The organism is Falsiroseomonas bella (assembly GCF_003173615.1).
Classification (GTDB): Bacteria; Pseudomonadota; Alphaproteobacteria; order Acetobacterales; family Acetobacteraceae; genus Falsiroseomonas; species Falsiroseomonas bella.
This window is the reverse complement of the sequence record NZ_QGNA01000001.1, coordinates 119,681-144,842: the sequence shown is the minus strand read 5'-3', so window position 1 is coordinate 144,842 and position 25,162 is coordinate 119,681. Positions and strand designations below refer to the sequence as shown.

The 25,162-nt window shown below is 71.9% G+C and carries 29 protein-coding genes; 18 read left to right on the top strand and 11 right to left on the bottom strand.

All coding sequences use genetic code 11. The features are described from left to right. Window positions 1-120 precede the first annotated feature (120 nt). The 4 genes from DFH01_RS00775 to hpxZ all read left to right on the top strand — a co-directional run bounded on the left by DFH01_RS00775 (window position 121) and on the right by hpxZ (window position 4,182). The gene (locus DFH01_RS00775; RefSeq protein ID WP_109868505.1) at window positions 121-2,100 is read left to right on the top strand and encodes a preprotein translocase subunit SecA; all 1,980 of its coding nucleotides are present in this window, start codon (window positions 121-123) and stop codon (window positions 2,098-2,100) included. A 118-nt stretch (window positions 2,101-2,218) separates the two neighbouring features. Next, complete coding sequence (locus tag DFH01_RS00770; RefSeq protein WP_109868504.1) at window positions 2,219-2,416, top strand: DUF4089 domain-containing protein; 198 nt, start codon at window positions 2,219-2,221, stop codon at window positions 2,414-2,416. Next, window positions 2,413-3,810, top strand: a complete 1,398-nt coding sequence (locus DFH01_RS00765; protein WP_109868503.1) for an AtzE family amidohydrolase — start codon at window positions 2,413-2,415, stop codon at window positions 3,808-3,810. Before DFH01_RS00770 ends, DFH01_RS00765 begins: the two co-directional genes overlap by 4 nt. Beyond that, entirely contained in the window at window positions 3,811-4,182 is a 372-nt protein-coding gene (gene hpxZ, locus DFH01_RS00760; RefSeq protein WP_109868502.1) for an oxalurate catabolism protein HpxZ, read from the top strand. A gap of 13 nt (window positions 4,183-4,195) precedes the next feature. Here hpxZ and DFH01_RS00755 read toward each other — a convergent pair whose 3' ends face one another. The 4 genes from DFH01_RS00755 to DFH01_RS00740 all read right to left on the bottom strand — a co-directional run bounded on the left by DFH01_RS00755 (window position 4,196) and on the right by DFH01_RS00740 (window position 6,351). Continuing rightward, a complete protein-coding gene (locus tag DFH01_RS00755; RefSeq protein ID WP_109868501.1) occupies window positions 4,196-4,408 on the bottom strand; it encodes a DUF4170 domain-containing protein in 213 nt (70 codons plus the stop codon). A gap of 50 nt (window positions 4,409-4,458) precedes the next feature. Continuing rightward, window positions 4,459-5,496 carry an Acg family FMN-binding oxidoreductase gene (locus tag DFH01_RS00750; protein ID WP_109868500.1) on the bottom strand — a complete coding sequence of 346 codons (1,038 nt, stop codon included), beginning with the start codon at window positions 5,494-5,496 and terminating at the stop codon, window positions 4,459-4,461. 70 nt (window positions 5,497-5,566) lie between these two features. Beyond that, window positions 5,567-5,866: an antibiotic ABC transporter gene (locus tag DFH01_RS00745; RefSeq protein WP_109868499.1), complete on the bottom strand. Its 300-nt coding sequence runs from the start codon at window positions 5,864-5,866 to the stop codon at window positions 5,567-5,569. 2 nt (window positions 5,867-5,868) lie between these two features. Then, a complete protein-coding gene (locus DFH01_RS00740) occupies window positions 5,869-6,351 on the bottom strand; it encodes a peroxiredoxin (protein WP_109868498.1) in 483 nt (160 codons plus the stop codon). Between the two features lie 133 nt (window positions 6,352-6,484). On the opposite strand from DFH01_RS00740, the gene DFH01_RS00735 reads away from it, so the two are divergent. Genes DFH01_RS00735 through DFH01_RS00725 form a run of 3 tightly spaced genes read left to right on the top strand, consistent with a single transcriptional unit; the run spans window position 6,485 to window position 8,793 of the window. Next, window positions 6,485-7,108: a YqgE/AlgH family protein gene (locus DFH01_RS00735; RefSeq protein ID WP_109868497.1), complete on the top strand. Its 624-nt coding sequence runs from the start codon at window positions 6,485-6,487 to the stop codon at window positions 7,106-7,108. A gap of 51 nt (window positions 7,109-7,159) precedes the next feature. Beyond that, window positions 7,160-8,050: a DMT family transporter gene (locus tag DFH01_RS00730; RefSeq protein WP_109868496.1), complete on the top strand. Its 891-nt coding sequence runs from the start codon at window positions 7,160-7,162 to the stop codon at window positions 8,048-8,050. Between the two features lie 56 nt (window positions 8,051-8,106). Then, entirely contained in the window at window positions 8,107-8,793 is a 687-nt protein-coding gene (locus DFH01_RS00725) for a class I SAM-dependent methyltransferase (RefSeq protein WP_109868495.1), read from the top strand. Window positions 8,794-8,802: 9 nt separating this feature from the next. Here the strand turns inward: DFH01_RS00725 and DFH01_RS00720 are convergent, their stop codons facing one another. The 4 genes from DFH01_RS00720 to DFH01_RS00705 are packed head-to-tail and all read right to left on the bottom strand — an operon-like array spanning window position 8,803 to window position 12,774. Beyond that, window positions 8,803-9,732, bottom strand: a complete 930-nt coding sequence (locus tag DFH01_RS00720) for a metal ABC transporter permease (RefSeq protein ID WP_109868494.1) — start codon at window positions 9,730-9,732, stop codon at window positions 8,803-8,805. Then, window positions 9,729-11,018, bottom strand: a complete 1,290-nt coding sequence (locus tag DFH01_RS00715; RefSeq protein ID WP_158287558.1) for a metal ABC transporter permease — start codon at window positions 11,016-11,018, stop codon at window positions 9,729-9,731. Before DFH01_RS00715 ends, DFH01_RS00720 begins: the two co-directional genes overlap by 4 nt. Beyond that, complete coding sequence (locus DFH01_RS00710; RefSeq protein ID WP_109868493.1) at window positions 11,015-11,776, bottom strand: metal ABC transporter ATP-binding protein; 762 nt, start codon at window positions 11,774-11,776, stop codon at window positions 11,015-11,017. The genes DFH01_RS00715 and DFH01_RS00710 overlap by 4 nt, the downstream gene beginning before the upstream one ends. Then, a complete protein-coding gene (locus tag DFH01_RS00705; protein ID WP_109868492.1) occupies window positions 11,773-12,774 on the bottom strand; it encodes a metal ABC transporter solute-binding protein, Zn/Mn family in 1,002 nt (333 codons plus the stop codon). The genes DFH01_RS00710 and DFH01_RS00705 overlap by 4 nt, the downstream gene beginning before the upstream one ends. 133 nt (window positions 12,775-12,907) lie before the next feature. Between DFH01_RS00705 and DFH01_RS00700 the strand changes: the two genes are divergently transcribed. The 11 genes from DFH01_RS00700 to DFH01_RS00655 all read left to right on the top strand — a co-directional run bounded on the left by DFH01_RS00700 (window position 12,908) and on the right by DFH01_RS00655 (window position 23,108). Continuing rightward, window positions 12,908-13,240, top strand: a complete 333-nt coding sequence (locus tag DFH01_RS00700) for an ArsR/SmtB family transcription factor (protein WP_109868491.1) — start codon at window positions 12,908-12,910, stop codon at window positions 13,238-13,240. Window positions 13,241-13,464: 224 nt separating this feature from the next. Beyond that, window positions 13,465-14,394, top strand: coding sequence for a cytochrome c oxidase subunit II (gene coxB / locus DFH01_RS00695; RefSeq protein WP_109868490.1), 930 nt, complete (start codon window positions 13,465-13,467; stop codon window positions 14,392-14,394). 37 nt (window positions 14,395-14,431) lie between these two features. Continuing rightward, a complete protein-coding gene (ctaD, locus tag DFH01_RS00690; protein WP_109868489.1) occupies window positions 14,432-16,024 on the top strand; it encodes a cytochrome c oxidase subunit I in 1,593 nt (530 codons plus the stop codon). A gap of 21 nt (window positions 16,025-16,045) precedes the next feature. Next, window positions 16,046-16,996 (top strand): heme o synthase, encoded by a 951-nt coding sequence (locus tag DFH01_RS00685; RefSeq protein WP_109868488.1) that lies wholly within the window; start codon window positions 16,046-16,048, stop codon window positions 16,994-16,996. After that, window positions 16,993-17,121 (top strand): cytochrome c oxidase system small membrane protein, encoded by a 129-nt coding sequence (locus DFH01_RS28950; protein ID WP_269846192.1) that lies wholly within the window; start codon window positions 16,993-16,995, stop codon window positions 17,119-17,121. Before DFH01_RS00685 ends, DFH01_RS28950 begins: the two co-directional genes overlap by 4 nt. Before the next feature lie 2 nt (window positions 17,122-17,123). Further along, the gene (locus DFH01_RS00680) at window positions 17,124-17,759 is read left to right on the top strand and encodes a cytochrome c oxidase assembly protein (protein WP_109868487.1); all 636 of its coding nucleotides are present in this window, start codon (window positions 17,124-17,126) and stop codon (window positions 17,757-17,759) included. 95 nt (window positions 17,760-17,854) lie between these two features. Then, on the top strand, window positions 17,855-18,691 hold the full coding sequence (locus tag DFH01_RS00675) for a cytochrome c oxidase subunit 3 (RefSeq protein WP_109868486.1): 837 nt from the start codon (window positions 17,855-17,857) through the stop codon (window positions 18,689-18,691). Window positions 18,692-18,738: 47 nt separating this feature from the next. Further along, window positions 18,739-19,122, top strand: a complete 384-nt coding sequence (locus DFH01_RS00670; RefSeq protein WP_109868485.1) for a DUF983 domain-containing protein — start codon at window positions 18,739-18,741, stop codon at window positions 19,120-19,122. A 51-nt stretch (window positions 19,123-19,173) separates the two neighbouring features. After that, the gene (locus tag DFH01_RS00665; RefSeq protein WP_109868484.1) at window positions 19,174-19,863 is read left to right on the top strand and encodes an SURF1 family protein; all 690 of its coding nucleotides are present in this window, start codon (window positions 19,174-19,176) and stop codon (window positions 19,861-19,863) included. Then, window positions 19,860-21,344 (top strand): carboxypeptidase M32, encoded by a 1,485-nt coding sequence (locus tag DFH01_RS00660; protein WP_109868483.1) that lies wholly within the window; start codon window positions 19,860-19,862, stop codon window positions 21,342-21,344. The genes DFH01_RS00665 and DFH01_RS00660 overlap by 4 nt, the downstream gene beginning before the upstream one ends. A 210-nt stretch (window positions 21,345-21,554) precedes the next feature. After that, entirely contained in the window at window positions 21,555-23,108 is a 1,554-nt protein-coding gene (locus DFH01_RS00655; RefSeq protein WP_109868482.1) for a calcium-binding protein, read from the top strand. Window positions 23,109-23,266: 158 nt separating this feature from the next. Here DFH01_RS00655 and DFH01_RS00650 read toward each other — a convergent pair whose 3' ends face one another. The 3 genes from DFH01_RS00650 to DFH01_RS00640 form a co-directional block, all read right to left on the bottom strand. After that, window positions 23,267-23,965, bottom strand: coding sequence for a DUF2076 domain-containing protein (locus tag DFH01_RS00650; protein WP_109868481.1), 699 nt, complete (start codon window positions 23,963-23,965; stop codon window positions 23,267-23,269). Window positions 23,966-24,163: 198 nt separating this feature from the next. After that, on the bottom strand, window positions 24,164-24,586 hold the full coding sequence (locus tag DFH01_RS00645; RefSeq protein WP_109868480.1) for a CoA-binding protein: 423 nt from the start codon (window positions 24,584-24,586) through the stop codon (window positions 24,164-24,166). Between the two features lie 51 nt (window positions 24,587-24,637). Next, window positions 24,638-25,162 (bottom strand): zinc-ribbon domain-containing protein, encoded by a 525-nt coding sequence (locus DFH01_RS00640; protein ID WP_158287557.1) that lies wholly within the window; start codon window positions 25,160-25,162, stop codon window positions 24,638-24,640.

Here is a 25,162-nt window from a genome sequence, read left to right as displayed (position 1 = left end):
GCCTTGGCTTCGCGGCTTTGCCGCGGGGCGCATTCCGGGACCCCATGCACGTTGCACGGCAACGTGCATGGGAACCCGTCGCGCCCTCGGCCCGCCTGAAGAGCGGCGGGCCGCCTGACAATGAGCCACGAACGGCTCAAGCCCTGGCGCACCGAGGAACGCCAGTCCGGGCCGTATCCCGAACGCGCGGAGCGCGATCCCAACCTGGCCGATCGCGCGCTGATGGCCTGGGGCGAGGTGACGGCGCGCAGCCTCGGCCATCGCCGCCGCATGCTCGAGAAATTCTGCGACCGCGTGGACGCGGCGGAGCCTGAGGTGCAGCCGCTCAGCGACGAGCGCCTGAAGGATGCCGCGCAGGCGCTGCGCCCGCTCTTCCTGCGCCACGGCCTGCGCGACGACCTGCTGGTGCGCTGCTTCGCCCTGGCGCGCGAGGGCAGCCGCCGCGTCCTTGGCAAGCGCCACTACCGCGTGCAGCTCATGGGCGGCCGCGCGCTGGTGGAAGGCTGGCTCGCGGAGATGGCGACGGGCGAGGGCAAGACCATCACCGCCGGACCGCCCGCCATCGCGGCCGCGCTCGCCGGCCTGCCCGTGCATGTCGTCACCGTCAACGACTACCTGGCCGAGCGCGACGCCGAGATCGTGCGCCCGCTCTACGAGCTGTTCGGCCTGACGGTGGGCATCTGCCGCCACGGCCAGAAACCGGACGAGCGCCGCAAGGCCTATGAGGCCGACATCACCTACGGCGCGAACAAGGAGATTGCCTTCGACTACCTGCGCGACCGCATCGCGCTCGGCCATCGCCGCGACCGCGCCGGGCGCGCCGTGCAGGCGATGCTGCGCGACCGCTTCGCGCAGCCGCTGCTGCTGCGCGGCCTCGGCTTTGCCATCGTGGACGAGGCAGACAGCGTGCTGGTGGATGAGGCGCGGACGCCGCTGATCATCTCCGCCGAGGTCGAGGGCGACGACGAGGCCGCGACCTATGCGCTCGCGCTCGAAGTCGCCTCCCGCCTGACGGAAGGGCAGCACTACGAGCGGCTGCCCGCGCGCCGCCTGATCCGCCTCACGGAAGCCGGCAAGGCGCGCGTGGAGGAGGATACGCGCCTGCGCGGCGGCCTCTGGGGCATCCGCCGCGCGCGAGAGGAGCTGGCCGAGCAGGCGCTGTCCGCGCTGCACCTCTTCCTCCGCGGCCAGCAATACGTCGTGGCCGAGGGCAAGGTGCAGATCGTGGACGAATACACCGGCCGCATCGCCGAAGGCCGCACCTGGGAACGCGGCCTGCACCAGCTGATCGAGCAGAAGGAAGGCGTCGAGCTGACCGGAAGGCGGGAGACGCTGGCCCGCATCACCTACCAGCGCTTCTTCCGCCGCTACCTGCGCCTCTCCGGCATGACCGGCACGGGCTGGGAGCTGGCGGGCGAGCTGCGCGCCGTCTACGGCCTGCCCATCGCGCGCATCCCCACCAACAAGCCCAGCCGCCGCCAGGATCTCGGCGCCAAGCTGTTCGCCGACATGGCATCGAAATGGGACGCCGTGGCCGAAGCCGCGCGCAGGGTCAGCGCCACGGGCCGCCCCGTGCTGATCGGCACGAAGAGCGTCGAGGCGTCGGAGGCGCTTTCGGAACGTCTCGCGGCGCGCGGCCTGGCGCACACCGTGCTGAACGCCCGCTTCGACAAGGAGGAGGCGGAGATCGTCGCCCGCGCCGGGGAGCGCGGCCGCATCACCGTCGCCACCAACATGGCCGGCCGCGGCACCGACATCCATCTCGGCGAAGGCGTGGAGGAGCTCGGCGGGCTGCATGTGATCGTGGCGGAGTATCACGACAGCCCGCGCATCGACCGCCAGCTGATCGGCCGCGGCGCGCGGCAGGGCAATCCCGGCAGCTTCGAGGCGATCGTCTGCCTGCAGGACGAGCTCTTCGCGAAATTCGGCGGCGGCCGGCTCGGCCATGTCGCGCGCGCGGTGCCGGGCGGCGGCGTCGCGCTGCTGCGGCGCGTGGCGCAATGGCGCGCGGAGGCGATGAACGCCGCGACCCGCCGGCAGACGCTGCGGTCCGATACGGAGACGCGCAAGCAACTCGGCTTCGCCGGCGCGCCGGAGTAGGGGCGCACCGCCCCCACCCCGGCCCTCCCCCGCACAGCGGGGGAGGGAGAAGCGCCCTTTTCCAACCCGGCCCGCTTAGGCAGGATGCTGCGCTGCAAAAGCGAACGGACCGGCCCGCATGACCACCTCCGAGCCCGACCTCGAGACCTATGCTCGCCAGGCCGCCGCGCTGATCGGGCTGACGCTGCAGGACCGCCATTTGCCCGGCGTCGTGCAGAACCTCCGCGTCGCCGCGCGCGCCGCTTCCGTGGTCGACTCGGTTCCGCTGACGCCGACCGACGAGCCCGCGCCGGTCTTCGTCGCCGCGCCGCGATGAAGGCCGCCGCCACCGCCGCAGCGATCCGCGCGGGCAGGCTCAGCGCCGCCGAAGCGGTCGAACGGACACTCGACGCCATCGCCGCGCGCAGCCCCGCAATCAACGCCTTCACCGCCGTCATCGCGGACCGCGCACGCGCCGATGCGAAGGCCGTGGACGCCGCCATCGCCGCGGATCGCAGCCCCGGCCCGCTCGCCGGCGTGCCCTTCGCCGTGAAGAATCTGTTCGATCTCGAAGGCGTCACGACGCTGGCGGGATCGGTCATCGAGAAGGGCGCGCCGCCCGCATCGCGCGACGCCTTCCTGGTGCGCCAGCTTCGCGCCGCGGGGGCGATCTGCGTCGGCGCGCTGAACATGGACGAATACGCCTTCGGCTTCACGACCGAGAACACGCATTACGGTCCGGCGCGGAATCCGCACGACACCACGCGCATCGCGGGCGGTTCCTCGGGCGGCTCGGCGGCGGCTGTTGCTGCCGGGCTCGTGCCGCTCAGCCTAGGCAGCGACACCAACGGCTCCATCCGCGTGCCGGCCTCGCTCTGCGGCATCTTCGGGCTGAAGCCGACCTATGGTCGCCTCTCGCGCCAGGGCGCGTATCTCTTCGCTGCCAGCTTCGACCATGTCGGCCCCTTCGCGCGCGACGTCGCCGATCTGGCGCTGGCCTACGACGCTTTGCAGGGCAGCGACACGGACGATCCCGTGCAGCAGCGCCGCGCGAAGGAGCCGGTGATGCCGCGCCTTTCCGTGGGTACGAAGGGCCTGCGCATCGCCACCCTCGGCGGGCACTTCGCCGCCAACGGCCTCCCCGAATGCTTCGCCGCGGCGGAGATCGTGGCGCGCGCGCTGGATGCGACGGCGCGCGTCGAACTCCCGCTCGCCGCGCAGGTCCGCGCCGCCGCGGTGATCATCACCATGGCGGAAGGCGCGAACCTGCATCTGCCGGATCTGCGCACGCGCCCCGACGATTTCGACCCGATGACGCGCGACCGCTTCCTCGCCGGCGCGCTGCTGCCGGCGCATTGGCTGGCGCAGGCGCAGCGCCTCCGCGCCGCCTTCCGCGAACAGGCGCTCGCGCTATTCGAGGAGGCGGACGTGCTCATCACCCCCGCCACGCCCTTCGCCGCCACGCCGATCGGCCAGGACATGATCGAGATCGACGGCGCCGCCATCCCGCTGCGCCCCGCGCTTGGCGCCTTCAGCCAGCCGATCTCCGCCATCGGCCTGCCCGCGATGGTCGTGCCGCTCGCCGATCCCGCCGCCGCCGGCACCACCAACGGCCTGCCCATCGGCGTGCAGCTCATCGCCGCGCCCTGGCGCGAGGATCACCTCTTCCGCGTCGCCGCCGCGCTGGAACGCGCCGGCGTCGTCGCCTCACCCAGCCCGCCGGAGCGCTGAATGGAGATCAACCACCCCGAGACCCATGCCGAGGTCTCCGCCGCCTTCGCCCGCTACGAGCAGGCGCTGGTGACGAACGACGTCGCCGTGCTGGATGAGCTGTTCTGGGACAGCCCGCACACCATCCGCTACGGCGCCGGCGAGAACCTCTACGGCTCCGCGGAGATCCAGGCCTTTCGCGCCGCCCGCCCTTCGACGGGCCTGGCGCGGGAGTTGGATCGGACCGTGATCACCACCTATGGCCGGGACTTCGCCACCGCCAACACGCTGTTCCACCGCAACGGCAAGGTCGGGCGGCAGAGCCAGAGCTGGGCGCGCCTGCCCGGCCTCGGCTGGCGGGTTGTGGCCGCGCATGTGAGCATGCTGGCGTAGTCGCCCGTCCGCGCTACGCGCCCGGCGGCGTGGCGCGCGCTTCCATCACGAACAGCCGGTGCGTGGCGATGTCCACCTTCCGCCGCATGTGGTCGCGCCAGGCGCGCTCCGCACTCGCCAGGTCGTGGAAGGGGCCGTGCAGCTCCTCCGTGCCGGGATCGAGCCGCGTGAAGCTCGTGTCGGTGAAGACGCCGCCCCACACCACCCAGATCCTGCGCTCGTCCATGCCGCTCTCCTGCCGGGCCTGCCACGTTCCGGCAGTCACATCGCGGCGCGTCAGGCCTCGCACAAGACCTCATGCACCGGGCGGCGCGCGGAAGGCGCGGGCTTCGGGCCACGCCCGATGCGCAGCAGGACCTGCGGCATCGCCGCGCCCACCGCCTCCGCCACGCGCGGCCGCAGCCAGGGCACCTCGATGGGCTGGTTCAGGTAGGACGCGGTGAGGCCGCCGGCGGTCAGCGCCAGCAGCAGCCGTTCCAGCGCCTCTCCGGCCGCCATCCAGTCGCGCGGCGTGTCGCCCGGCGTGGCGAGGACGGCAAGCGCCGGTGCGCCCTCCGCCAGCGTCGAATCGTGCGCCGCCTGGCCGTTGCCGATGTCGAAGCGGCGCAGCACCATCGCGGCGACGCCGGAGAGCAGGTCAGGCATGCCGAAGCCCGCCGCCGAGAGGCCGTCGCGCCGCGCGCTGTGGCGCGAACGGATCCATGTGGCGAGCTCGCCGCGGAACGCCGGATCGCCCATCTGGGCGCGATCGCCCTCGGCGATCAGCAGCGCGAGCGCATGCCGCTCGCGCCGCGCTTCCACCCAGTGCAGCCGCGCATCGCCCTCGCGCTCCGCCGCCGAGATGGCCGCGAGGCGCAGCGGTTCCGGCACGGGGTCCGGGTCGTAGACCTGCCGGCTTGTGCGGCGGGCGGTGACGGCGCGCAGCAGCGGCGCGCTCCCCACCGCGGGCGGGCACGGGCCCAGCGCATGGATGCGGGCCATCAGGTCGCGATCGGCGGGATCGGGCAGCACCTCGACGGCGAGCGCCTCGCCCAGGCCCGCCGCGGCGCAGCGGAGATTGCCCAGCGCCGCGCCGCAGGAGATCGTCAGCTCCCGGTCGTCGGGGTCCACCACCGGCAGGGCGCGGCTGCGATCCGCCAGCATCTCCAGCGTCGCATCGTCGCGCAGGCGGAAGCGCCAGGGCTGGGTGTTGTGGCCGGACGGCGCGAGGACGGCATAGGCAAGCAGGAAGCGCAGGCGCGAGGCCGGTTCCGCGAAGCCGGCGAACACCGCCGGATCCACCGCCCAGGGATCCTCAAGCCAGGTTCCGTCCATGCAGCCCTCCGGTTCTGTCACTTGGAGGGAACAGCATGGCCCTGCAGCCGGACCGGCGCGTTGCGCCGGATCAAGTTCTCGCGCGGGTGAGCTTGCGCAGATTGGCCGCGACACGTCGCCGCGCCGGCCGCAGGGCGGCGGCGGCGACCAGGTCGGGGCGCGTGCCGGCCATCGCCGCGCGCCCCGCGGCGACGGCGCCGGCGGCGAAGGCGCGATGCTTCTCGGCCGCCATCTCCGCCAGGGCGCCTGCCGCCTCGGCCGGCTGGGTCCAGAGCTGCGCGCTGCGCAGCGCGAAGACCCAGCTCGCCTGCCAGGCCAGCAGCGCGTAGTCGCCCGGCGGCGGCGTTGTGCCGCGGGCGCGCCGTGCCACGGCTAGAGCGCCGCCAGGACCGCCTCGGCCTTGCTCACCTCGAAGGCGCCCGGCTGCTCGACGGCGACGTGCGTGACCTTGCCGTTCTTCGCCACCAGGGCGAAGCGCTGGCAGCGCAGGCCAAGGCCGCGTGCCGTCAGGTCGAACACGAGGCCCATCGCCTTCGTGAAGGCCGCCGAGCCATCGGCCAGCATCACGACCTTGTCGTCCACGCCCTGGTCCTTGCCCCAGGCGCCCATCACGAAGGCGTCGTTCACCGCCATGCAGGCGATCAGGTCCACGCCCTTGGCCTTCAGCGCGTCGTGATGCTGCACGAAGCCCGGCAGGTGCTTGGCCGAGCAGGTGGGGGTGAAGGCGCCCGGCACGCCGAACAGCACCACCGTCTTGCCGGCGAAGAGCTCGGCGGTGTCCACCTCCTTCGGGCCTTCGGCGGTGGCCTGCATGATCTTCGCCGACGGGATCTGGTCGCCCACCTTGATGGTCATCGCGTTCTCTCCGGAGGTCTCGGGGTTGCGCCCGCATCTAGATCGGATCCTGGCCGGTCGTCCATGCGGGGAGGGGTCCGGCGGATCACGGAGCGTCCTTGCGGGGCCACCCGGCCGCCGCCATCTTCCGTGCATGGCCAGACAGAGTCCCAGGAAGCCGTTTGCCGGTCGCCGAGGTGCCCTTCCCGGCGCTCCCGGCGGCGAGGGCTGGCTGACCGGCCAGCTCCTGATCGCCATGCCGACCATGCAGGACCCGCGCTTCGCCCGCAGCGTGATCTGCCTCTGCGCCCATTCCGGCGAGGGGGCGATGGGCATCGTGCTCAACAAGCCGTTGGACGGGCTGTCCTTCGACGACCTCCTCAAGCAGCTCGACCTCGACCCGGTGCCGCCGCAGCGCCGCATCCGCCTGATGTCGGGCGGGCCGGTGGAGAACGGCCGCGGCTTCGTGCTGCACACCGAGGACTGGGAGACCGAGGGCAGCCTCAAGGTCCGCCCCGGCTTGGTCCTCACCGCCAGCGTGGACATCCTGAAGGCGATCGCCGGCGGCGGCGGCCCGCGCGAGGGCTTCCTGGCGCTGGGCTATGCCGGCTGGGGCCCCGGCCAGCTGGAAAGCGAGATCCAGCAGAATGCCTGGCTGTCCGTGCCGGCGGACGAGGCGCTGCTGTTCTCCGCCGATCCAGGCGGCCTCTGGCGCCAGGCGCTGGCCAAGCTGCAGGTGGACCCCGCCCTGCTCTCCGGCGTCGCCGGGCACGCCTGACCCGCTTCCGGCGCGCTGGACGGCGCGCCCGGGCCTGCCAGAGTGCGGCGGATGTCCCGCACCCTCCAGGGCGTTCTGCTGCAGCTCGTGGCGCTCGCGCTCTTCGTCGCCATGGATGCGCTGCTGAAGGTGCTGGTCGCCTTCTATCCGGTGCCGCAGCTGATGTTCGTGCGCTTCGTGGCGCACACGCTGGTGGTCGTCGTCACGCTGTGGCTGCTGGATGGCGGGGTGCCGTGGCGGTCCCGCGCACCGCTGCTGCAGACGCTGCGCAGCGCCATGCTTGCGGTGGCCAATGCCGCGCTCTCCTTCGCGCTGATCCACATCCCGCTGGCCGACGCCACGGCCGTGATCTTCGCCGCCCCGGTGCTGACCGTCGCCGCCGCGGCGCTCTGGCTGGGGGAGCGCGTCTCGCCCCGGCGCTGGCTCGGCGTGGCGATTGGCCTCGCGGGCGTGATGGTGGCGATCCGCCCGCCCTTCCTCACCGGGGAGCCGCTGCATTGGGCGATGCTGCTCCCGCTGGTCACCGCGGTCGCCAACTCGGCCTACCAGCTGCTGACCCGCAGGCTTGCCACGGTGGACGACCCGCGCACGACCTTCGTGCATACCAGCCTTGCGGCCTGCGCGCTCACGGCCCTCGCGCAGCCCTTCGTCTGGGTCACCCCGCCGCTCTCGGACCTGCCCTGGATGCTGCTGCTGGGTGCGCTCGGCGCGGCGGGGCACAGCCTGCTGATCCTGGCCTTCGCGCGCGCCCCGGCCTCCGTCCTGGCGCCGATGTCCTACAGCCAGCTGGTCTGGGCGGGGCTGGCCGGGGTGCTGGTCTTCGGCGACTGGCCGGATGGCTGGACCCTGCTCGGCGCGGCGGTGATCGCGGCGGGCGGGGTGCTGGTCGCCCTGCCCGGCGGGCGCCGCCCCGAGCCCGGAACCGCAACGCGACCTTCATGATCCGCTTGCGCCGGCGGCCGGTTGGCCCTAGCACCGCGCTTCCGGAACGGGCCAGCATGAGCATCCGCACCGACATCCCCGATCGTGACCACCCCCGCGCCGTCCTCGACGCCGAAGGCGTCCGTGACGCCTATCGCCGCTGGGCGGGCGTCTATGACGTCGTCTTCGGCGGCGTCTCGGCCCATGGCCGCCGCCGCGCCGTGGAGGAGGTGAACCGCCTGCCCGGCACCCGCGTGCTGGAGGTCGGCGTCGGCACCGGCCTCGCCCTGCCGCGCTACCGGCGCGAGAAGCGCGTGGTCGGCGTGGACCTCTCGCGCGAGATGCTCGAGAAGGCCGCCCAGCGCGTCCGGCAGGAAGGTCTTTCCCAGGTTGTCGGCCTCTGCGAGATGGACGCGGAGCGCATGGCCTTCGCCGATGGCAGCTTCGACATCGCGGTGGCGATGTTCACCGCCTCCGTCGTGCCCAACGCCAAGACGCTCTTCGCCGAGATGTCGCGCGTGGTGCGCCCCGGCGGCGACCTGCTCTTCGTGAACCACTTCGCCGCCGAGTCGGGACTGCGCTGGTGGGCCGAGCGCTCCATGGCGCCGCTCGCGCGGCTGCTCGGCTGGCATCCCGACTTCGCCCTGTCCGACCTGCTCGACCCCGCCCAGGTCCGGGTGGAGGCGATGGAGCCCTGCCAGCCGGCCGGGCTGTTCACCCTCGTGCGCGTGCGCAACCACGCGGCGATGGCGCTCGCGGCCTGAGGCCGCGACTCAGGCCGTGATCGCAGCCGCGGCCGGACGCCGCCGCGGCCGCAGCAGCGCGGCGGCCGCCACCACCAGCCCGCCGAGCGTCCCGATCACCCCGGCCGCGTTGAGCGCCAGATCGACACCGAGCGCCGCGGGCACCGGTCCGGCCAGCGCATAGCCCACGGCGCCCAGCAGCGCGCCGAGCCCCGCCCCGCCCAGCACCTGCACCGTGTAGCGGTCCGTCATCAGACGCAGCGCCGCCGCCGGGCAGACCAGCAGCGCCACCACCAGGATCGAGCCCACCGCCTCGAAGGCGGCCACCGCCGCCGCGGCCACCAGCAGCGCCAGGGCGAGCTCGATGCTGCGGGACGGCAGGCCGATGGCGCGCGCGAAGGCCGGATCGAAGCAGGCCAGCTTGATCGGCCGCCAGAAGGCCGCGACCGCCACCGCCACGACCAGCGCGACCCCCGCCATCAGGCCGAGCTGGCGCGGCAGCGCCGCGAGCGCCGCGGGATCGAGCAGCGCCGCCAGGTCGCGCCCCTCCGTCCAGACCAGCGTCTCCAACTGGCCGAACAGCACGCAGTCGAGGTCGAGATCCACGCTCCGCGCGCCGGTCACCTCCAGCAGCACCAGCCCGACGGCGAAGAAGGTGGTGAAGACGGCGCCGATCGCCGCGCCCGGATCGAGTCGCGCCGCCTTCTGCACCACGGCGATCAGCGCCACGGCGGCAAGGCCGGCCAGCATCGCGCCGAGCAGCATCGGCAGCCCCGCCCGCGCCCCGGTGAAGGCGAAGCCCAGAACGATGCCGGGCAGCACCGCATGCGACAGCGCATCGCCGATCAGGCTCTCGCGTCGCAGCAGCAGGAAGGAGCCGAGCAGCCCGCAGGTGCCGCCGGCCAGCATCGCCGCCAGCAGCGGCGGCAGGTCGAGCATCAGGAAATCCTGCAGCGTCATCGCCCGGCGCCCAGCGCATGCGGGCTCGCCGGCAGCGCCGAGGGCTCCGGCAGCAGGCGTGCGGCCATCTCGGGAGGCAGCCCGTGTTCCAGCAGGTCGGCGAGCCGGTCTGCCGAGTCGGCGTCAGCGGTGCCGGCGGCGAGCAGGTGGTGCTCCACCGCGCGATGCGCCCGCACGGCGCGGCGGGCGAGGGTGGCGCCGCGCGGCGTCAGATGCACATGGCCTTCCGCGCGGGCGACCAAGCCACGCAGCGCAAGCCAGGCGGCGAGTCGCGCGGCCTTCCCCGCGCTCCAGCCGCGCGCCGCGGCGACCGCGCCGATCGGCGCCCAGCGGTCGCCCGCCGTGCCCGGCCCGGCTCCCGCGGCTTCCTGCGCCTCCCAGGCGGCACGCAGGAAATGCTCCGTGTCGGCGGCAAGCCGCCGGCGCAGCAGCACCCAGAGACGGGCGAGCAGGCCGCGCTCCGGCGCGAAGAGCAGCGCCAGCGTGAACAGCAGCGCGGCGAGCAGCACCACCGCCGCACCCGTCGGCACCTCCGGCCGCATGGCGGAAACCCAGGCGCCCGCCGCCCCGGCCAGGGCGCCGCACCCGGCGGCCAGCGCCAGCATGCGCGGCAGGCGGTGCGTCAGCAGCCGGGCGGTGGCCGCCGGCAGCACCAGCAGCGCCACCACCAGGATCAGCCCCACCGCCTGCAGCCCGCTGACGCAGACCAGCACGATCAGCGCGAGCAGCAGCAGGTCCGTCCGGTCTGTGCGCAGCCCCTGCACGCGCGCGAAATCCATGTCGAAGGCGACGGCGCGAAGGCGCTGGAAGGCCAGCAGCACCAGCACCAGGCAGGTCGCGGCGACGGTCGCGGCGATATAGGCGTCCTCCGCCCGCATCGCCGCCGCCTGGCCCAGGATGAACTTGGAAAGCCCCGCCTGCGCCGCGCCCGGCAGCGTCTGCAGCCAGGAGAGCAGCGCGACGCCCGCCGCGTAGAAGGCCGAGAGCACGATGGCGATCGCCGCGTCCTCCCGGATGCGGCGCGTGCGCGTCAGCGCCTGCACCGCGAGCACGCCGAGCAGACCGGCGATGGCCGCACCCGCCAGCAGCGGCGGCAGCGCGCGCGGATCGGCGCCGACCAGTGCGACGATCAGGGCAGCGACCGCGACGCCCGGCAGCGCCGCATGCCCCACGGCATCCGCCACCAGCGCCCGGCCGCGCAGCAGCGCGAAGGTGCCGACCGTGCCCGCGGCGACGCCGAGCAGCGCGCAGCCCGAGAGGACGACGAGCGTGTTGTAGGCGATCACGCCCCCACCGCCCCGGCGCCGACGCTGGCCTCGTCCAGCACGGCGAGCCGCGCGCCGTACGTCGCGGCGATGCTGCGGTTGGTGAAGACGTCCTGCACCGCCCCCGCCGCGAAGACCCGCGCATTCAGCAGCAGGACGGAGGAAAAATACTCCGGCACCGTGCCGAGGTCGTGATGCACGGCCACGACATGCCGCCCCTTCGCCGCCAGCTCGCGCAGCACCGCGACGATCGCCGCCTCCGTCGCCGCGTCCACCGCCGCGAAGGGCTCGTCCATCAGCACGAGGTCGGCATCCTGCGCCAGCGCGCGGGCCAGGAACACGCGCTGCTGCTGGCCACCGGAAAGCCTGCCGATCTGCCGGTCGGCGAAATCGGCCATGCCCACCTGCGCCAGCGCGGCGCGTGCGGCTTCCTTGTCCCGGCGCGGCACCAGGCCCCACCAGCGCATGCGCGGGTATCGCGCCATGCACACCACGTCGAGCGCGGTCGCCGGGAAGTCCCAGTCCACGGACGCGCGCTGCGGCAGGTACCCGACGCGGTCGCGCACCGTGTCGAGCGGCCGCCCGAAGAACCGCACCTCCCCCGACAGCGCCGGCACCAGGCCGAGCGCCGACTTGAGCAGGGTGGACTTGCCCGCGCCGTTCGGCCCGACGATCGCCGTCAGGCCAGGGGGCGCCGACCAGGTGACATCCCATACCGCCGGCTTCTCGCCATAGGCGACCGTCAGGTGCCGGACCTCCAGCGGTGCGGGCGGGTTCATGCTGCGAGCCGGCTGTTCAGTCCGCGATCCGGCGCACGGCCGCCCAGCGCGCGGGCGATGGTGGTGATGTTGTGGTCCAGCATGCCCTCGTAGGTGCCCTCATAGGTGCCGGCCCGGCCCATCGCGTCGGAGAACAGGTTGCCGCCAAGCGCCACGCGCTGGCCGCGCGCGCCCGCGCCCTCGATCAGCGCGCGCACCGCGCGATCCGGCACCGAGGTCTCGGCGAAGACCGCCGGCACGCGCCGTTCGACGAGCTTTGTCACCAGCGCCTCGATCGCGGCGAGGTTCGCCTCGGCCTCGGTGGAGAGGCCCTGGATGCTCTCCAGCGCGAAGCCGTAGCGTGCGCCGAAATAGCTGAAGGCGTCATGCGCGGTGACGAGCAGCCGCGCATTCTCCGGCACCGTGCCGAGCACCTCCTTCGCATAGGTGTCGAGCCGGGCGCAGCGGGCGCGGAAGCTCGCCAGGTTATCCGTCATCGCCTCCCGCGCATCCGGAACCAGCCGGTTGAGGGCGGGCTCCACGGCCTTCGCGGCATCGGCCCAGAGCGTCGGGTCCATCCAGACATGCGGGTCGGCCGCGTCGGGGTAGTCCGGGTTGGCGCGCAGCCGGTCGCGCGGCAGCGATTCGGCCAGCAGCACGACCGGCTTCCCCGCCTGGCGCACGCGCTCCATCACGTCGCCCATCCGCCCTTCCAGCCGATGTCCGACGCCGAACACCGCATCGGCCGACAGCAGCCGTGAGATGTCGGACCGCGTCGGACGGAACAGATGCGGGTCAACGCCCTCGCCGATCAGCGTCTCCACGCGGACGCGCCCGCCCGACACCTCCCGCACCGCGTCGCCCACCATGGCGACGGTCGCCACCACGCTGCGCCCCGGGCGCGCCTGGGCCAGGGCCGGCAGGGGGAGGGCGGCGGCCAGTGTGCCGAGGAGCGCGCGGCGGCCAACACATGAACTCCTGTTCACATGTATGGCTGTCGAGACGTGATCCCTGTTCATCTGTTCAGATGTTCCTTTATTTTCAAACACTTGCCTTGGGGCGGCAGATTGGGCACGCGACCGGTCGCGTCAAGTGCCGCTGGACGCGCGACCCCGCGCGCATGATGCTGGCAAGTGGCAACAGGACAGCGCGATGGGCGTGCGGGCGCGGATCGGCGAGGACCAGGTGGTCGAACTGGCGGAGATGTTCCGCCTGATGAGCGACCCGACTCGCCTGCGCATCATCCTGGCCAGCCTCGACGCGCCGGTCTCGGTCGGCGACATGGCTGACGGGCTGAACCTCTCGGCCTCGCTGGTCTCGCACCATCTCCGGCTGCTGCGCGCGGCGCGGCTGCTGCAGGCGGAGCGGCGCGGACGGCAGGTGTTCTACGTCGTCGGCGACAGCCATATCCGCTCGATGCTCACCGACATGGTGGATCATGTCGCCGAAGGCGAGGTCGAGGCCGAGGCGGCGCCCGGCGGCTGACGTCGCCGCGCAACTCCTTGACAAATGAGGCAGGTTTTGGCGGCCGCCGCTTGCCGGAAGACGCCTCCGCCTCACTTGTGCGGTGCGGGAGGCGCTTCTATAGGTCGCCTGTGGGGAGCACGACCGCCGAAGCAGCGGAAGGATCCCCGTGCGCCGGGCAAACGCCCGGCCCATCACGGTTTGAGGAAGAGCGCGGCGATCCGTCGCGCCGGCGGGACGGCAGGATGAGGCAGGCAATCGGCGTGCTGATGGGACGGGTGGCCCGTATCTGCGGGGCTGCCGCGATGGCGTTCGGCCTTCTGGCCTTGGGCGCCGGGGCGGCGCTGGCGCAGGCGGAAGCGCCCATGGTCGGCGCGCCGACCCCTTGGGGCATGGGGCTGCAGGCTTCTGGCGGGCCGATCAAGGACGCGATCTCGTCCTTCAACAGCCTGGTCTTCTGGATCATCGTGGCGATCACGATCTTCGTCGCCATCCTGCTGGTCTACGTGATCTGGCGCTTCCGCGCCGCGGCGAACCCGAACCCCACCCGCACCAGCCACAACACCATGCTGGAGATCGCCTGGACGGTCGTGCCGGTGCTGATCCTGGTGGTGATCGCGATCCCGTCCTTCCGCCTGATCTACTACCAGGACCGCGCGGTGGACGCGGAGATGACGATCAACGTGCAGGGCCGTCAGTGGTACTGGCACTACGCCTACCCCGACCACGGCAACTTCACCTTCGACAGCTACCCGGTGGCGCAGGGCGAGCTTGGCCAGGGCCAGATCCGCAACCTCTCGGTGGACAACCCGCTGGTCGTTCCCGTCGGCGCCAATGTGCGCATCCTGACCACGGGCCAGGACGTGATCCACAGCTTCTTCGTGCCCTCCCTCGGCGTGCAGAAATACACGATCCCCGGCCGCACGCTGGAAACCTGGATCCGCGCCGACCGCCCCGGCGTCTACTACGGGCAGTGCAACCAGATCTGCGGCGTGAACCACTGGTTCATGCCGATCGAGGTCCGCGCCGTCCCGCGTGAGGAGTTCAACGCCTGGGCCGAGCAGGCGCGCACGCGCTTCGCCCAGGGCCTGCCGCCCGGCCCGCCGCCCTCCGCGCTCGCCGAGCGCGCCCCCGCCGAAGCCTCCACCACCACCCTCGCCGAGGCGCGCCGCTAAGGCCGCCCCCACCCAGCCCAGGATCGGACAGACCCCGATGGCGACCGCCTCGCACGCCCACGACGACCACCACGACCACAAGCCCGGCTTCGTGCAACGCTGGCTGTTCAGCACGAACCACAAGGATATCGGCACGCTCTACATCGGCTTCGCGCTGATCGCCGCGATCCTGGGCGTCGGCCTGTCCTTCCTGATGCGGCTCGAGCTGCAGCAGCCGGGCATGCAGATCTTCGCCGACGGCCAGATGTGGAACTCCTTCGTCTCGGCGCACGGCCTGATCATGGTGTTCTTCGTGGTCATGCCCGCGCTGATCGGCGGCTTCGGCAACTGGTTCGTGCCGATCATGATCGGTGCGCCGGACATGGCCTTCCCGCGGATGAACAACATCAGCTTCTGGCTGCTGGTGCCGTCCTTCCTGATGCTCGGCGCGTCGCTCTTCGTGGGCGAGGGCCCCGGCGGCGGCTGGACGATCTATCCGCCGCTGACCGACAACACCTACCACCCGTCCATGGCGATGGACCTCGCGCTGTTCTCGCTGCACCTGGCGGGTGCGAGCTCCATCCTCGGCGCGGCGAACTTCATCACCACGATCTTCAACATGCGCGCGCCCGGCATGACGCTGCACAAGATGCCGCTCTTCGTGTGGTCCATGCTGGTCACCGCCTTCCTGCTGCTGCTGGCGGTGCCGGTTCTCGCCGGCGCGATCACCATGCTGATCACCGACCGCAACTTCGGCACGGCCTTCTTCGACCCGGCCGGCGGCGGCGACCCGGTGCTGTTCCAGCACCTGTTCTGGTTCTTCGGCCACCCCGAAGTCTACATCATGATCCTGCCGGCCTTCGGCATCATCAGCCACATCGTCTCGACCTTCAGCCGCAAGCCGGTCTTCGGCTACCTCGGCATGGCCTATGCGATGGTGGCGATCGGCTTCGTCGGCTTCATCGTGTGGGCGCACCACATGTTCACCTCGGGCATCGACGTGGACACGCGCGCCTACTTCATGGCCGCGACGATGGTCATCGCCGTGCCGACCGGCATCAAGATCTTCAGCTGGATCGCCACCATGTGGGGCGGCAAGCTGACCTTCGAGACGCCGATGCTCTTCGCGATCGGCTTCATCTTCCTGTTCACCGTGGGCGGCGTGACGGGCGTCGTGCTGGCCAATGCCGGCATCACCCAGATCCTGCACAACACCTACTACGTGGTGGCGCACTTCCACTACGTGCTGAGCCTCGGCGCGGTGTTCGGCATCTATGCCGGCATCTACTACTGGCTTGGCAAGATGTCGGGCCGCCAGTATCCGGAGAAGCTCGGCCAGATCCACTTCTGGCTGACCTTCGCAGGCGTGAACCTGACCTTCTTCCCGATGCATTTCCTGGGCAACCAGGGCATGCCGCGCCGCTACCCGGACTACCCGGACGCCTTCACCGGCTGGAACGTGATCGCCTCGATCGGATCCTACATCTCCGTCGCGTCGTTCCTGTTCTTCTTCTACGTGCTCTACGTCACCTTCGCGAAGGGCGCGAAGGCGGCCGACAATCCGTGGGGCGAGGGCGCGACCACGCTGGAATGGCAGGTGAGCTCGCCGCCGCCCTTCCACACCTTCGACGAGCTGCCCCGCGTGCGCTGACGCACGGGCGACGAGGAACGGATGAGCGGCCACGCCATCGACCCGAGGGGGGCGCAAGCCCCCCTCGACACATCCGCCGATCTCTCCGAGGTGCGTGACTGGATCGCGCTCCTCAAGCCACGGGTGATGACGCTCGTGGTCTTCACGGCCGTGGTCGGCCTGCTGGTTGCGCCGGCGCCGATCCATCCCGTGCTCGGCGTCGCGGCGATCCTCTGCATCGCGGTCGCCGCGGGCGCGGCAGGCGCGATCAACATGTGGTACGACCGCGACATCGACGCGCTGATGCGCCGCACCGCGCGCCGCCCGATCCCCTCGGGCCGGATCGAGCCGGGACAGGCGCTGGGCTTCGGCCTGGTGCTGTCCGCCGCCTCGGTCGCGGTGATGGGCCTTGCGACGAACTGGGTCGCGGCGGGCTGGCTCGCCTTCTCGATCTTCTTCTACGTCGCGATCTACACGATGTGGCTGAAGCGGCGCACGCCGCAGAACATCGTCATCGGCGGCGCCGCCGGCGCCTTCCCGCCGGTGATCGGCTGGGCCGCGGCGACGGGCGACGTCACGCTGGTGCCGCTCATCCTCTTCGCCATAATTTTCATGTGGACGCCGCCGCATTTCTGGGCGCTGTCGCTCTGGGCGCATGGCGACTACGCGCGCGCCAAGGTGCCGATGCTGCCCGTCACCCACGGCGCCAGGGAAACGCGGCGGCAGGTGATGGTCTACACCGTCGCGCTGGTGCCGGTGACGCTCGCGCCCTGGCTGGTCGGCTTCGCCGGCCCTGCCTATGCCGCGGTCGCCGCGCTGCTCGGGGCGGGCTTCCTGTTCCACGCCTGGCGCGTGCTGAACGAACCGCAGGACGCGGCCGGGCGGAGCCTCGCCAACGACGCCGCGGCGCGCGCGACCTTCAAGTATTCGCTCTACTACCTCTTCGCGCTCTTCGCCGCGCTCGCGGTGGACCGCATGGCCTTCGCCGCATGACGCCCGAGGAACGCACCGCCTTCGAGAAGCGGCGTCGCGGCCGCAACTGGGCGATCTTCCTGACGCTCGTCGGGTTGGTGGTGCTGTTCTACTTCATCTCCATGGCGCGGATTCTCCGGGGGTGAGCATGGACGCCTCTCGTCAGGCCCTGGTCGCAAGGCGGAACAGGCGCGTCGCCGGCGCGGCCTTCGGCGTCGTCTTCGGCATGGTCGGCGTCTCCTTCGCCGCCGTGCCGCTCTACGACCTGTTTTGCCGCGTGACCGGCTTCGGCGGCACGCCGATGATCGGCCAGCAGGCGCCGGCGGCGCCGGGCGACTTCGTCGTCACCGTGCGCTTCAACGCCAACACCCAGCCGCAGCTGCCCTGGCGCTTCGAACCGGCGCAGCCTTCCGTGCAGCTGCGCGTCGGCGAGGAGGCGATGGGCTTCTACCACGCGCGCAACCTCTCGGACCGGCCGGCGACGGGCATCTCCACCTACAACGTCACGCCCGAGGTGGTGGGGAAGTATTTCCATAAGACCGCCTGCTTCTGCTTCGAGGAGCAGACGCTCGAGCCCGGTCAGCAGGTGGACATGCCGCTCGCCTTCTGGGTGGACCCCCGCATCGCGGAGGATCCGAACACCCGCGGCATCCGCACCATCACCGTGAACTACACCTTCCACCGCAGCCTGCATGACGCCGAGCGCTCCGGCGCGCTGGCCAATGCCGGGCCGCATGTCGGCCGCCAGGGGGCGCCGACCGGAGCGCCGACCGTGGTGCGCTGACGCCGCCAGAACCCTTGATCCGCCCCGCATCTTGCGGGATTCATCCACCACCAAAGGCCGGGGCCGAACCCCGCCGCGACCACCCAGGACGAGCGATGGCAAGCCACAGCGAAACGGGCGCCAGCCCCTACAAGCACCCCTACCACCTGGTGGACCCTTCGCCCTGGCCGATCGCCGGCGCCTTCGCCGGCGGCGCGCTGGTCCTCGGCATCATCTTCATCGCCCATGGCGGCGGCTGGTGGCTGCTCGCCCTCGGCCTGCTCGCCGTGCTCGCGACCATGTTCTTCTGGTGGCGCGACGTGCTGAAGGAGAGCAACACCCCCGGCCTGCACAGCCCGGTGGTCCGCCTCGGCCTGCGCTACGGCATGGTGCTGTTCATCGCCTCCGAGGTGATGTTCTTCGTCGCCTTCTTCTGGGCCTACTTCCACTTCGCGCTGTTCCCCGAGCATGTCTCCGGCGCGGAGAAGGCGATCTGGCCGCCGGCGGGTGTCTACACCTTCGACCCGTTCAGCCTGCCCTTCCTGAACACCATGATCCTGCTGCTGTCGGGCACCACGGTGACCTGGGCGCACCACGCGCTGCTCAACAACGACCGTCGCTCGCTGATCATCGGCCTGTCGCTGACCGTGCTGCTCGGCCTCAGCTTCAGCGCCTTCCAGGCCTACGAATATCTGGTCGCGCCCTTCGCCTTCACCGACGGCATCTATCCCTCGACCTTCTACCTCGCCACCGGCTTCCACGGCTTCCACGTGATCGTCGGCACCATCTTCCTGGCGGTGTGCCTGGTGCGCGCGATCCGCGGCGCCTTCACGCCGGAACGCCACTTCGGCTTCGAGGCGGCGGCCTGGTACTGGCACTTCGTGGACGTGGTCTGGCTGTTCCTCTTCATCTTCATCTACTGGTGGGGCGCCGGCCAGATCGCGCATCATTGAGTGCTGCCCTCAGACGCCGGGCGCGGGCCGATGGCCCGCCGCCGATCATGAATGGTGAACCGACCCCGTCCGCACCCGCGGGCGGGGTCGCGCCATTTCCACGGGTCGCGCTGGCCGGCCGCTGCCCGCGCTGCGGACAGGGCGCGCTGTTCCGCGGGCTGCTCGATGTCGCGCCCTCCTGCACCGTCTGCGGCCTCGATCTCTCGCAGCAGGATGCCGGCGACGGTCCCGCCGTGGCGGCGATCTTCCTGCTCGGCGCGCTGACCGTCATTGGGGCCTTCCTCGTCGAGTTCCGGCTGGAGCCGCCCTTCTGGGTCCATCTGGTGCTGTGGCCGCTCGTGCTGCTGCCCGGCTCCGTCCTGACCATGCGCATCGCCAAGGCCGCGCTGATCTGGGCGCAGTGGCGCCATCGCGCGGCCGGGATGCGATGAGCCGCCGCGCGACATGGCGGCGGCCTGCGCGCCGCACCACATGACGGGCCGATGCGCCGCCCTGTCCTGATCGCCGTCCTGGCCTCGATTCCCGTGCTCGGCCTGCTGCTGTTCCTCGGCACCTGGCAGGTGCAGCGGCTCGCCTGGAAGAACGACCTGATCGCGCGCATTGCGGCCAGCGAGGCCGCGCCCGCCGCGCCGCTGGCAGGGCCGCCGGAGATGCTCGCCAAGGTGCGCGTCACCGGCCGCTTCGACCACACGAAGGAAGCGCTGCTCGGGCTCGAGGTGCGCGGCCCCGTGCTCGGCGCCCATCTCGTCACGCCGCTGCTGCGCGTGGGCGCGCCGCCGATCCTCGTGGATCGCGGCTGGGTGCCCCTGCAGAACGACCGCCCCATCGCCCGTCCGGAAGGCGAGGTGACGCTGGAAGGCTGGGTGCATCCGGGCGACCGCCCGAACTGGTTTTCCGCCACCGACGATCCCGCCGGGCGCCGCTTCTACACCTTCGACCCGCCGGCGATCGGGCGGGCGCTCGGCCTTGCGGAGGTCGCCCCCTACGGCCTTGTCGCGCTCGGCACGCAAGGCGGCGGCCTGCCCGATCCGGCGCGCACGCTGCCGCGACCGACGAACAACCACCTGGGCTATGCGATCACCTGGTACGGGCTGGCGCTGTCGCTGGTCGGCGTCCTCGCCGCCTTCGCGCTCCGCCGGCCCGAACCGAACGCGACGGAGCGCGAGGCATGAACGCCGCATATGACCGCCTGAAGGCGCGCTTCGCGCGGATCGGCGCGCTGAACGAGGCCGCGGGCATCCTGCACTGGGACGCCAGCGCGATGATGCCGCCCGGCGGCGGCCATGCGCGCGGCGAACAGCTCGCCGCGCTGGCCGGCGTGTCGCACGAGCTTCTCACGGCGCCGCAGGTCGCCGAGGATCTCGCGGCCGCGACGGCGGATGGCGAATGGGACGGCGCGAACCTCGCCCTCATGCGCCGCGCCCATGCGCGCGCCACCGCGCTGCCGGTGGCTTTGGTGGAGGCGTCGAGCCGCGCCAACTCGGCCTGCGAGATGGTCTGGCGGGAGGCGAAGGCCGATGCCGACTTCGGCAAGGTGCGCAAGGCGCTGACCGAGGTGGTGGCCCTGCAGCGGGAGATCGCGCAGGCCCTCGGCGCCGCACTCGGCATGGACCCCTACGACGCGCTGATGGACGGCTACCAGCCCGGCGTCACGGCCGCCGATGTCGAGCCGGTCTTCGCCGCCTATGAATCCTGGCTGGCCGAGGCGCTGCCGCGCGCCGAGGCGATCCAGGCACAGCGGCCGGCGCCACTGCCGCTTGAAGGAAGATTCCCGGTGGCGGCGCAGCGCGCGCTCTGCCGCGAGATGGCGGAGCGCGTGGGCCTGCAGTTCAGCCATGCGCGGCTCGACGAATCGCTGCATCCCTTCTGCGGCGGCAACCCGTCCGACGTGCGCATCACCACCTTCTACGACGAGCACAACCCCGCCAAGGCGCTGCTCGGCGTGCTGCACGAGACCGGCCACGCGATGTACGAACGCCACCTGCCCGCGGGCTTCGCGCGCCAGCCGGTGGGCGAGGCCGCGGGGATGGCGGCGCATGAATCCCAGTCCCTGATCGTGGAGATGCAGGCCTGCCGCTCGGATGCCTTCCTCGGCTTCCTCGCCGGGCGGCTGCGCCAGGAATTCGGCCTCTCCACCCGCATCGCCTGCCGGGAAAACCTGGCGCGGCTGTGGCGCCGCGTCGGGCGCGGCTTCATCCGCGTGGACGCGGACGAGATCACCTATCCCGCCCATGTCATCCTGCGCTTTCGGCTGGAGCGCGCGATGATCGGCGGCACGCTGGCGGTCGCGGACCTGCCGCAGGCCTGGAACGAGGGGCTGCGCGCGCTGCTCGGCATCGTGCCGCCGGACGATGCGCAGGGCTGCCTGCAGGACATCCACTGGCACGACGGCGCCTTCGGCTATTTCCCGTCCTACACCCTTGGCGCCATGGCCGCGGCGCAGCTGATGGCGGCGATCCGCGGCGATATGCCGGAACTGGACGCACAACTGGCGAAGGGCGACCTCTCGGCGATGATGCGCTGGCTGAACCTGCGGGTGCATGGCCAGGGCGCGCGCCTCGGCTTCCAGGACCTGCTGCGCGCGGCCACGGGCAGGCCGCTCGACCCCGGCGATTTCACCGCGCATCTCACGCGCCGCTACCTCGACGGTTGATGCCCTCTCCACCGGCCGGCACGCCCGGCCATGCCCGCCGCGCTACCCTCCCAGCGCCGGCCCGGGCACCCGCGGCTACCGCCCTCGTCGCTTATTAAGCGAATATTGATGTAGCGGATTTCATCAAGGATTCCGCCGGACTTGATACATGTCATATAGGGAACGTAAGCGCCGGCGCAGGGTGTCCACACTGGTTCTGTGGAGGACACGATGAGCACGACTTTGATCAAGACCCTCGCGATCGAGCCCGCGGCTGAAGAAGGCGGCGGCGGCGGCGGCGGTGGCGGCGGTGGCGGTGGCGGTGGCGGTGGCGACCTTTTCGCCGACCTCTACGTGCTGTTGCGCGACCTCGACCCGGCCGGCGGCGGCGGCGATGGCGAGCCGGTGCTGGACGCCAACGGCCAGACCATCCCGGTCGGCCTCGACACGGCGAGCGGCGATATCTTCCCGATCTACTACGAGGAGATCGCGGAGGGCGACTACGAGATCCCCGCCGACATGGTGCCCTATCTGCAGGAAGTCGTGCTGGAGCGTGTCAACGTGATCCGCGCGCCGGATAGCGTCAGGGAGCACGCGCTCGAGGAAGCGCTCGCCAAGATCACCGCGGGCACCACGATCACCACCGATTTCGCGGGCCGGATCGTCGTGGATGGCGCGACGATCGATGCGCCGAACGAGAACCTCGCCCTCTACCACCTGATCATGACCGAAGGCGGCGTGAACAGCTGGACCGAGGTGCTGGCCAATGCCGCGACGAACCTCCCGTCGCAGCTGGCGGATCTGCTCGCCTCCGGCTGGGACCCGACGGGCCTGCTCGGCGGCGCCGCCGCGAAGTCCACGCCCTTCAGCATGGACGCCGTGCTCACGGCGCATTCGATCGCCGGCATCAACGAGGTGACGGGCTCGGGCGACACGCTGCAGATCGACTACTTCAGCTTCACCGACGGCACGACCGAGACCTTCGACTACGACCGCGTCGCCCAATACGGCGACATGTGGGTCAAGTGGTATCAGGACATGGACGGCGACCTCTCCGACCTGGAAGCCGTGCAGCGCACCGTGCTCGACGCCGTCTGGGGCAGCGACAACGATGGCGACGGCGTGAACGACGTCGGCAGCGGCGTGAACTGGGTGGACGAGTACATCAAGCTCTCGGCCGACGGCACCGACTTCGAGACCTTCGCCGCGACCGGCGCCGGCATCAACGACTGGGCGCAGTCGGTCGATGACTCCCGTGCGGTGATCAACTTCTTCCACGAGGCGGTCGGCGGGGTCGAGGTTCCGCCGCCCCCTGCCACGGACGACACGCTGATCGGCGGCCCCTGCGCCGACCTGCTGACCGGCTGGGGCGGCAACGATCTGCTGAAGGGCAATGCCGGCCAGGATACGCTGGAAGGCGGCACGGGTCGGGACCGGATCTTCGGCGGCCGCGATGCCGACGTGCTCACCGGCGGCGCGGACCGGGACTTCTTCATCTTCACGACGCACGACTTCGTCGGCATCGACACCATCACCGACTACTCGCTGTCGCAGCACGACCTGATCGTCCTGAACCGTCTGGACGCGAACAGCAACACGGCGGTGGATGAGGAGTTCAACTTCATCGGCTACACCGAGTTCAGCGGCGCCGGCGGCGAGCTGCGGGTCGTTGACCTCGGCAGCACCCAGCGGCTCGAGGCCGACCTGAACGGCGACAAGGTGGCCGAGCTGGTCATCGATGTCCGCACCAGCACCCACGCCACGGTGGACTGGTTCGCCCTGTAGAGCGGATCGCTCCCGGCTGGAGACAGCCGGGAGCGTGAAGCTGCCGGGCGCCAGCCCCCGACATGGAAAGGCCCTCTCATCCAGGCGGATGAGAGGGCCTTCGCCATGACAGCCCTCAATCGGCCGTCCCCCGCCGTGACCCGGCGGGCGACGCGCGATCAGATCTCCTCGTCGTAGCCGCCGTCGTCGTAGCCGCCATCGTCATAGGCGGCCGCGTCGTCCTGGCCATGGGCCGCGGCGTCGTTGCCGCTGGCCGGGTCGGTCCAGGGCGAGGAGGTCGGCACCGCATCCTGGCCGAAGTCACCCGCGGTCGCCGCCTCGGCCGCGCCGCCGCCGGAGAAGGCGGACATCAGCGCGTTGCCGAGCATCATGCCGCCCGCCACGCCGACCGCCGTCATCATCGCGGTGCCGAGGAAGCCCGAGCCGCCGCGCTGCATCGCGGCCGGGTTGTAGCCCGGCGGATACTGCGGCTGCGGCCGCGGCGGCATCGCCGCCGGACGGCTGCCGCCGCCGAACAGGCCGCCGAGCATGCCGCGGTTCTGCGCCGCCTGGCCCTGGCGGCGGGCGTTCTCCGCCTCCCACTCCAGCTGCTGGATGCGGTTCTGCATCTCGACCAGCGCGGCCTCCTGCACGAAGGCCATCTGGGTCAGCCGGTAGCGGGCCTCCGGGTGGCGGGCCATCAGGTCGGCGATCAGCCGGTCCGCCTCCGGATCCACCGGAGGCAGCGGGGGCTGCGCCGGCTGGGCGCTGCCGCCCAGCGCCCCCCAGGGCGAGGCCGGGCGCGCGGCAGGCGCGCCAGCAGCGCCGCTCACCCGCTCCACGAAGCTGGTGATGATCCGGCGTTCCTCGTCCGTCATGGTCCTGTCTGTTCCTTTCTCAGGGGCCGTCAGGGGCCGCGCATCGCGGGGGAGGGATCGGCAAGGCGCCCGCGTCACCTTACCGAAGGTTCATGTATCGCGGAACGTGGCCCGGCCCAATGGGGTTTTCAAGCGCCGCCCGCGTGACGTTCCGCGTCGCCCGCGCCGGGCGGCGCCGTCACGCAAAGGTCGTGCGGATCAGCCCGGAAGCCGGGCCGGCAGGCCGAGCCGCCGCCACTCGATCACCGGGCAGCGGTCCATCACCACGACCAGCCCCGCCTCCCGCGCCCGTGCCGCCGCCCCCGCGTCCACCACGCCGAGCTGCAGCCAGACGGACCGCGCGCCGAGCCGCACCGCCTCGTCCACCACCGCGCCAGCAAGGGAGGACCGGCGGAACACGTCCACCATGTCGAGCGGCTGGGCCGCGGCGAGGTCTGGCAGCACCGTCCGGCCATGGACGCTGCGGCCGGCGAGCTGCGGGTTGACCGGCACGGTGTCGTAGCCGCGCGCGAGCAGGAAGCCGAAGACGCCGTGGCTCGGTCGCTCCGGCCGGTCGGAGGCGCCGACCACGGCGATGCGCCGCGTGGCCAGCAGCAGGTCGCGGATGGCGGAATCGTCCAAGGCCGTCTCCCCTCGAGCGCCCGGCGCGCTAACGCAACTGCATCCCGCGCCCTAACGCACGCCCAGCGCCTGGTACAGCCGCTCGGCCGGGGGCCAGGCCGCCACGATCTCGGCATGATAGTGCCAGGTCGCCCAGCCGGCGCCGCCGAGGATCGCGAGCGAGAGGAGCCAGGCGAGCACCAGCGGCAATCCGCCGCGCGGCGAATCGGGCGGCGGGCGATAGGGCAGCGGCGGGTCGGCGACGCGCGGCGCGCGCGCGGCGCGCGGTGGCGGCGTGGGCTCCGGCTCCGGTTCCCGCTCCGGCCGGGCCGGTTCCGGGCCGGGCGGCGCTGCGGCCTCCGGCGGGGGCGGGGGCTCCGTCACCTGCGGCTCGGCAGCGGGCGCGGGTGGCGGCGCGGGCTCCTCGGCGGGCGCGGGCGTCGCAGCCGGGCCCGCGGCCGCAACCGCGACGGCACCGGGGGCCGAGGCCTCGAACTGGTGGCTGCAGCGCGCGCAGCGCAGCAGCCGCGGACCGGCCGCCAGCAGCGTGTCCGGCACCTCGTATTCGGCGGAGCAGTTGGGGCAGGCGATGCGCAT

Coding starts and splice junctions, on each gene's coding strand:
- DFH01_RS00685 (WP_109868488.1), top strand. CDS start 16,046: ATGAGCGGCCACGCCATCGACCCGAGGGGGGCGCAAGCCCCCCTCGAC.
- DFH01_RS00770 (WP_109868504.1), top strand. CDS start 2,219: ATGACCACCTCCGAGCCCGACCTCGAGACCTATGCTCGCCAGGCCGCC.
- DFH01_RS00710 (WP_109868493.1), bottom strand. CDS start 11,776: ATGAACCCGCCCGCACCGCTGGAGGTCCGGCACCTGACGGTCGCCTAT.
- DFH01_RS00765 (WP_109868503.1), top strand. CDS start 2,413: ATGAAGGCCGCCGCCACCGCCGCAGCGATCCGCGCGGGCAGGCTCAGC.
- DFH01_RS00755 (WP_109868501.1), bottom strand. CDS start 4,408: ATGGACGAGCGCAGGATCTGGGTGGTGTGGGGCGGCGTCTTCACCGAC.
- DFH01_RS00700 (WP_109868491.1), top strand. CDS start 12,908: ATGGGCGTGCGGGCGCGGATCGGCGAGGACCAGGTGGTCGAACTGGCG.
- DFH01_RS00750 (WP_109868500.1), bottom strand. CDS start 5,496: ATGGACGGAACCTGGCTTGAGGATCCCTGGGCGGTGGATCCGGCGGTG.
- DFH01_RS00650 (WP_109868481.1), bottom strand. CDS start 23,965: ATGACGGACGAGGAACGCCGGATCATCACCAGCTTCGTGGAGCGGGTG.
- DFH01_RS00640 (WP_158287557.1), bottom strand. CDS start 25,162: ATGCGCATCGCCTGCCCCAACTGCTCCGCCGAATACGAGGTGCCGGAC.
- DFH01_RS00660 (WP_109868483.1), top strand. CDS start 19,860: ATGAACGCCGCATATGACCGCCTGAAGGCGCGCTTCGCGCGGATCGGC.
- DFH01_RS00720 (WP_109868494.1), bottom strand. CDS start 9,732: ATGACGCTGCAGGATTTCCTGATGCTCGACCTGCCGCCGCTGCTGGCG.
- hpxZ (WP_109868502.1), top strand. CDS start 3,811: ATGGAGATCAACCACCCCGAGACCCATGCCGAGGTCTCCGCCGCCTTC.
- DFH01_RS00705 (WP_109868492.1), bottom strand. CDS start 12,774: ATGAACAGGGATCACGTCTCGACAGCCATACATGTGAACAGGAGTTCA.
- DFH01_RS00665 (WP_109868484.1), top strand. CDS start 19,174: ATGCGCCGCCCTGTCCTGATCGCCGTCCTGGCCTCGATTCCCGTGCTC.
- coxB (WP_109868490.1), top strand. CDS start 13,465: ATGAGGCAGGCAATCGGCGTGCTGATGGGACGGGTGGCCCGTATCTGC.
- DFH01_RS00740 (WP_109868498.1), bottom strand. CDS start 6,351: ATGACCATCAAGGTGGGCGACCAGATCCCGTCGGCGAAGATCATGCAG.
- DFH01_RS00675 (WP_109868486.1), top strand. CDS start 17,855: ATGGCAAGCCACAGCGAAACGGGCGCCAGCCCCTACAAGCACCCCTAC.
- DFH01_RS00735 (WP_109868497.1), top strand. CDS start 6,485: ATGGCCAGACAGAGTCCCAGGAAGCCGTTTGCCGGTCGCCGAGGTGCC.
- DFH01_RS00655 (WP_109868482.1), top strand. CDS start 21,555: ATGAGCACGACTTTGATCAAGACCCTCGCGATCGAGCCCGCGGCTGAA.
- DFH01_RS00775 (WP_109868505.1), top strand. CDS start 121: ATGAGCCACGAACGGCTCAAGCCCTGGCGCACCGAGGAACGCCAGTCC.
- DFH01_RS00725 (WP_109868495.1), top strand. CDS start 8,107: ATGAGCATCCGCACCGACATCCCCGATCGTGACCACCCCCGCGCCGTC.
- DFH01_RS00680 (WP_109868487.1), top strand. CDS start 17,124: ATGGACGCCTCTCGTCAGGCCCTGGTCGCAAGGCGGAACAGGCGCGTC.
- DFH01_RS28950 (WP_269846192.1), top strand. CDS start 16,993: ATGACGCCCGAGGAACGCACCGCCTTCGAGAAGCGGCGTCGCGGCCGC.
- ctaD (WP_109868489.1), top strand. CDS start 14,432: ATGGCGACCGCCTCGCACGCCCACGACGACCACCACGACCACAAGCCC.
- DFH01_RS00730 (WP_109868496.1), top strand. CDS start 7,160: ATGTCCCGCACCCTCCAGGGCGTTCTGCTGCAGCTCGTGGCGCTCGCG.
- DFH01_RS00670 (WP_109868485.1), top strand. CDS start 18,739: ATGAATGGTGAACCGACCCCGTCCGCACCCGCGGGCGGGGTCGCGCCA.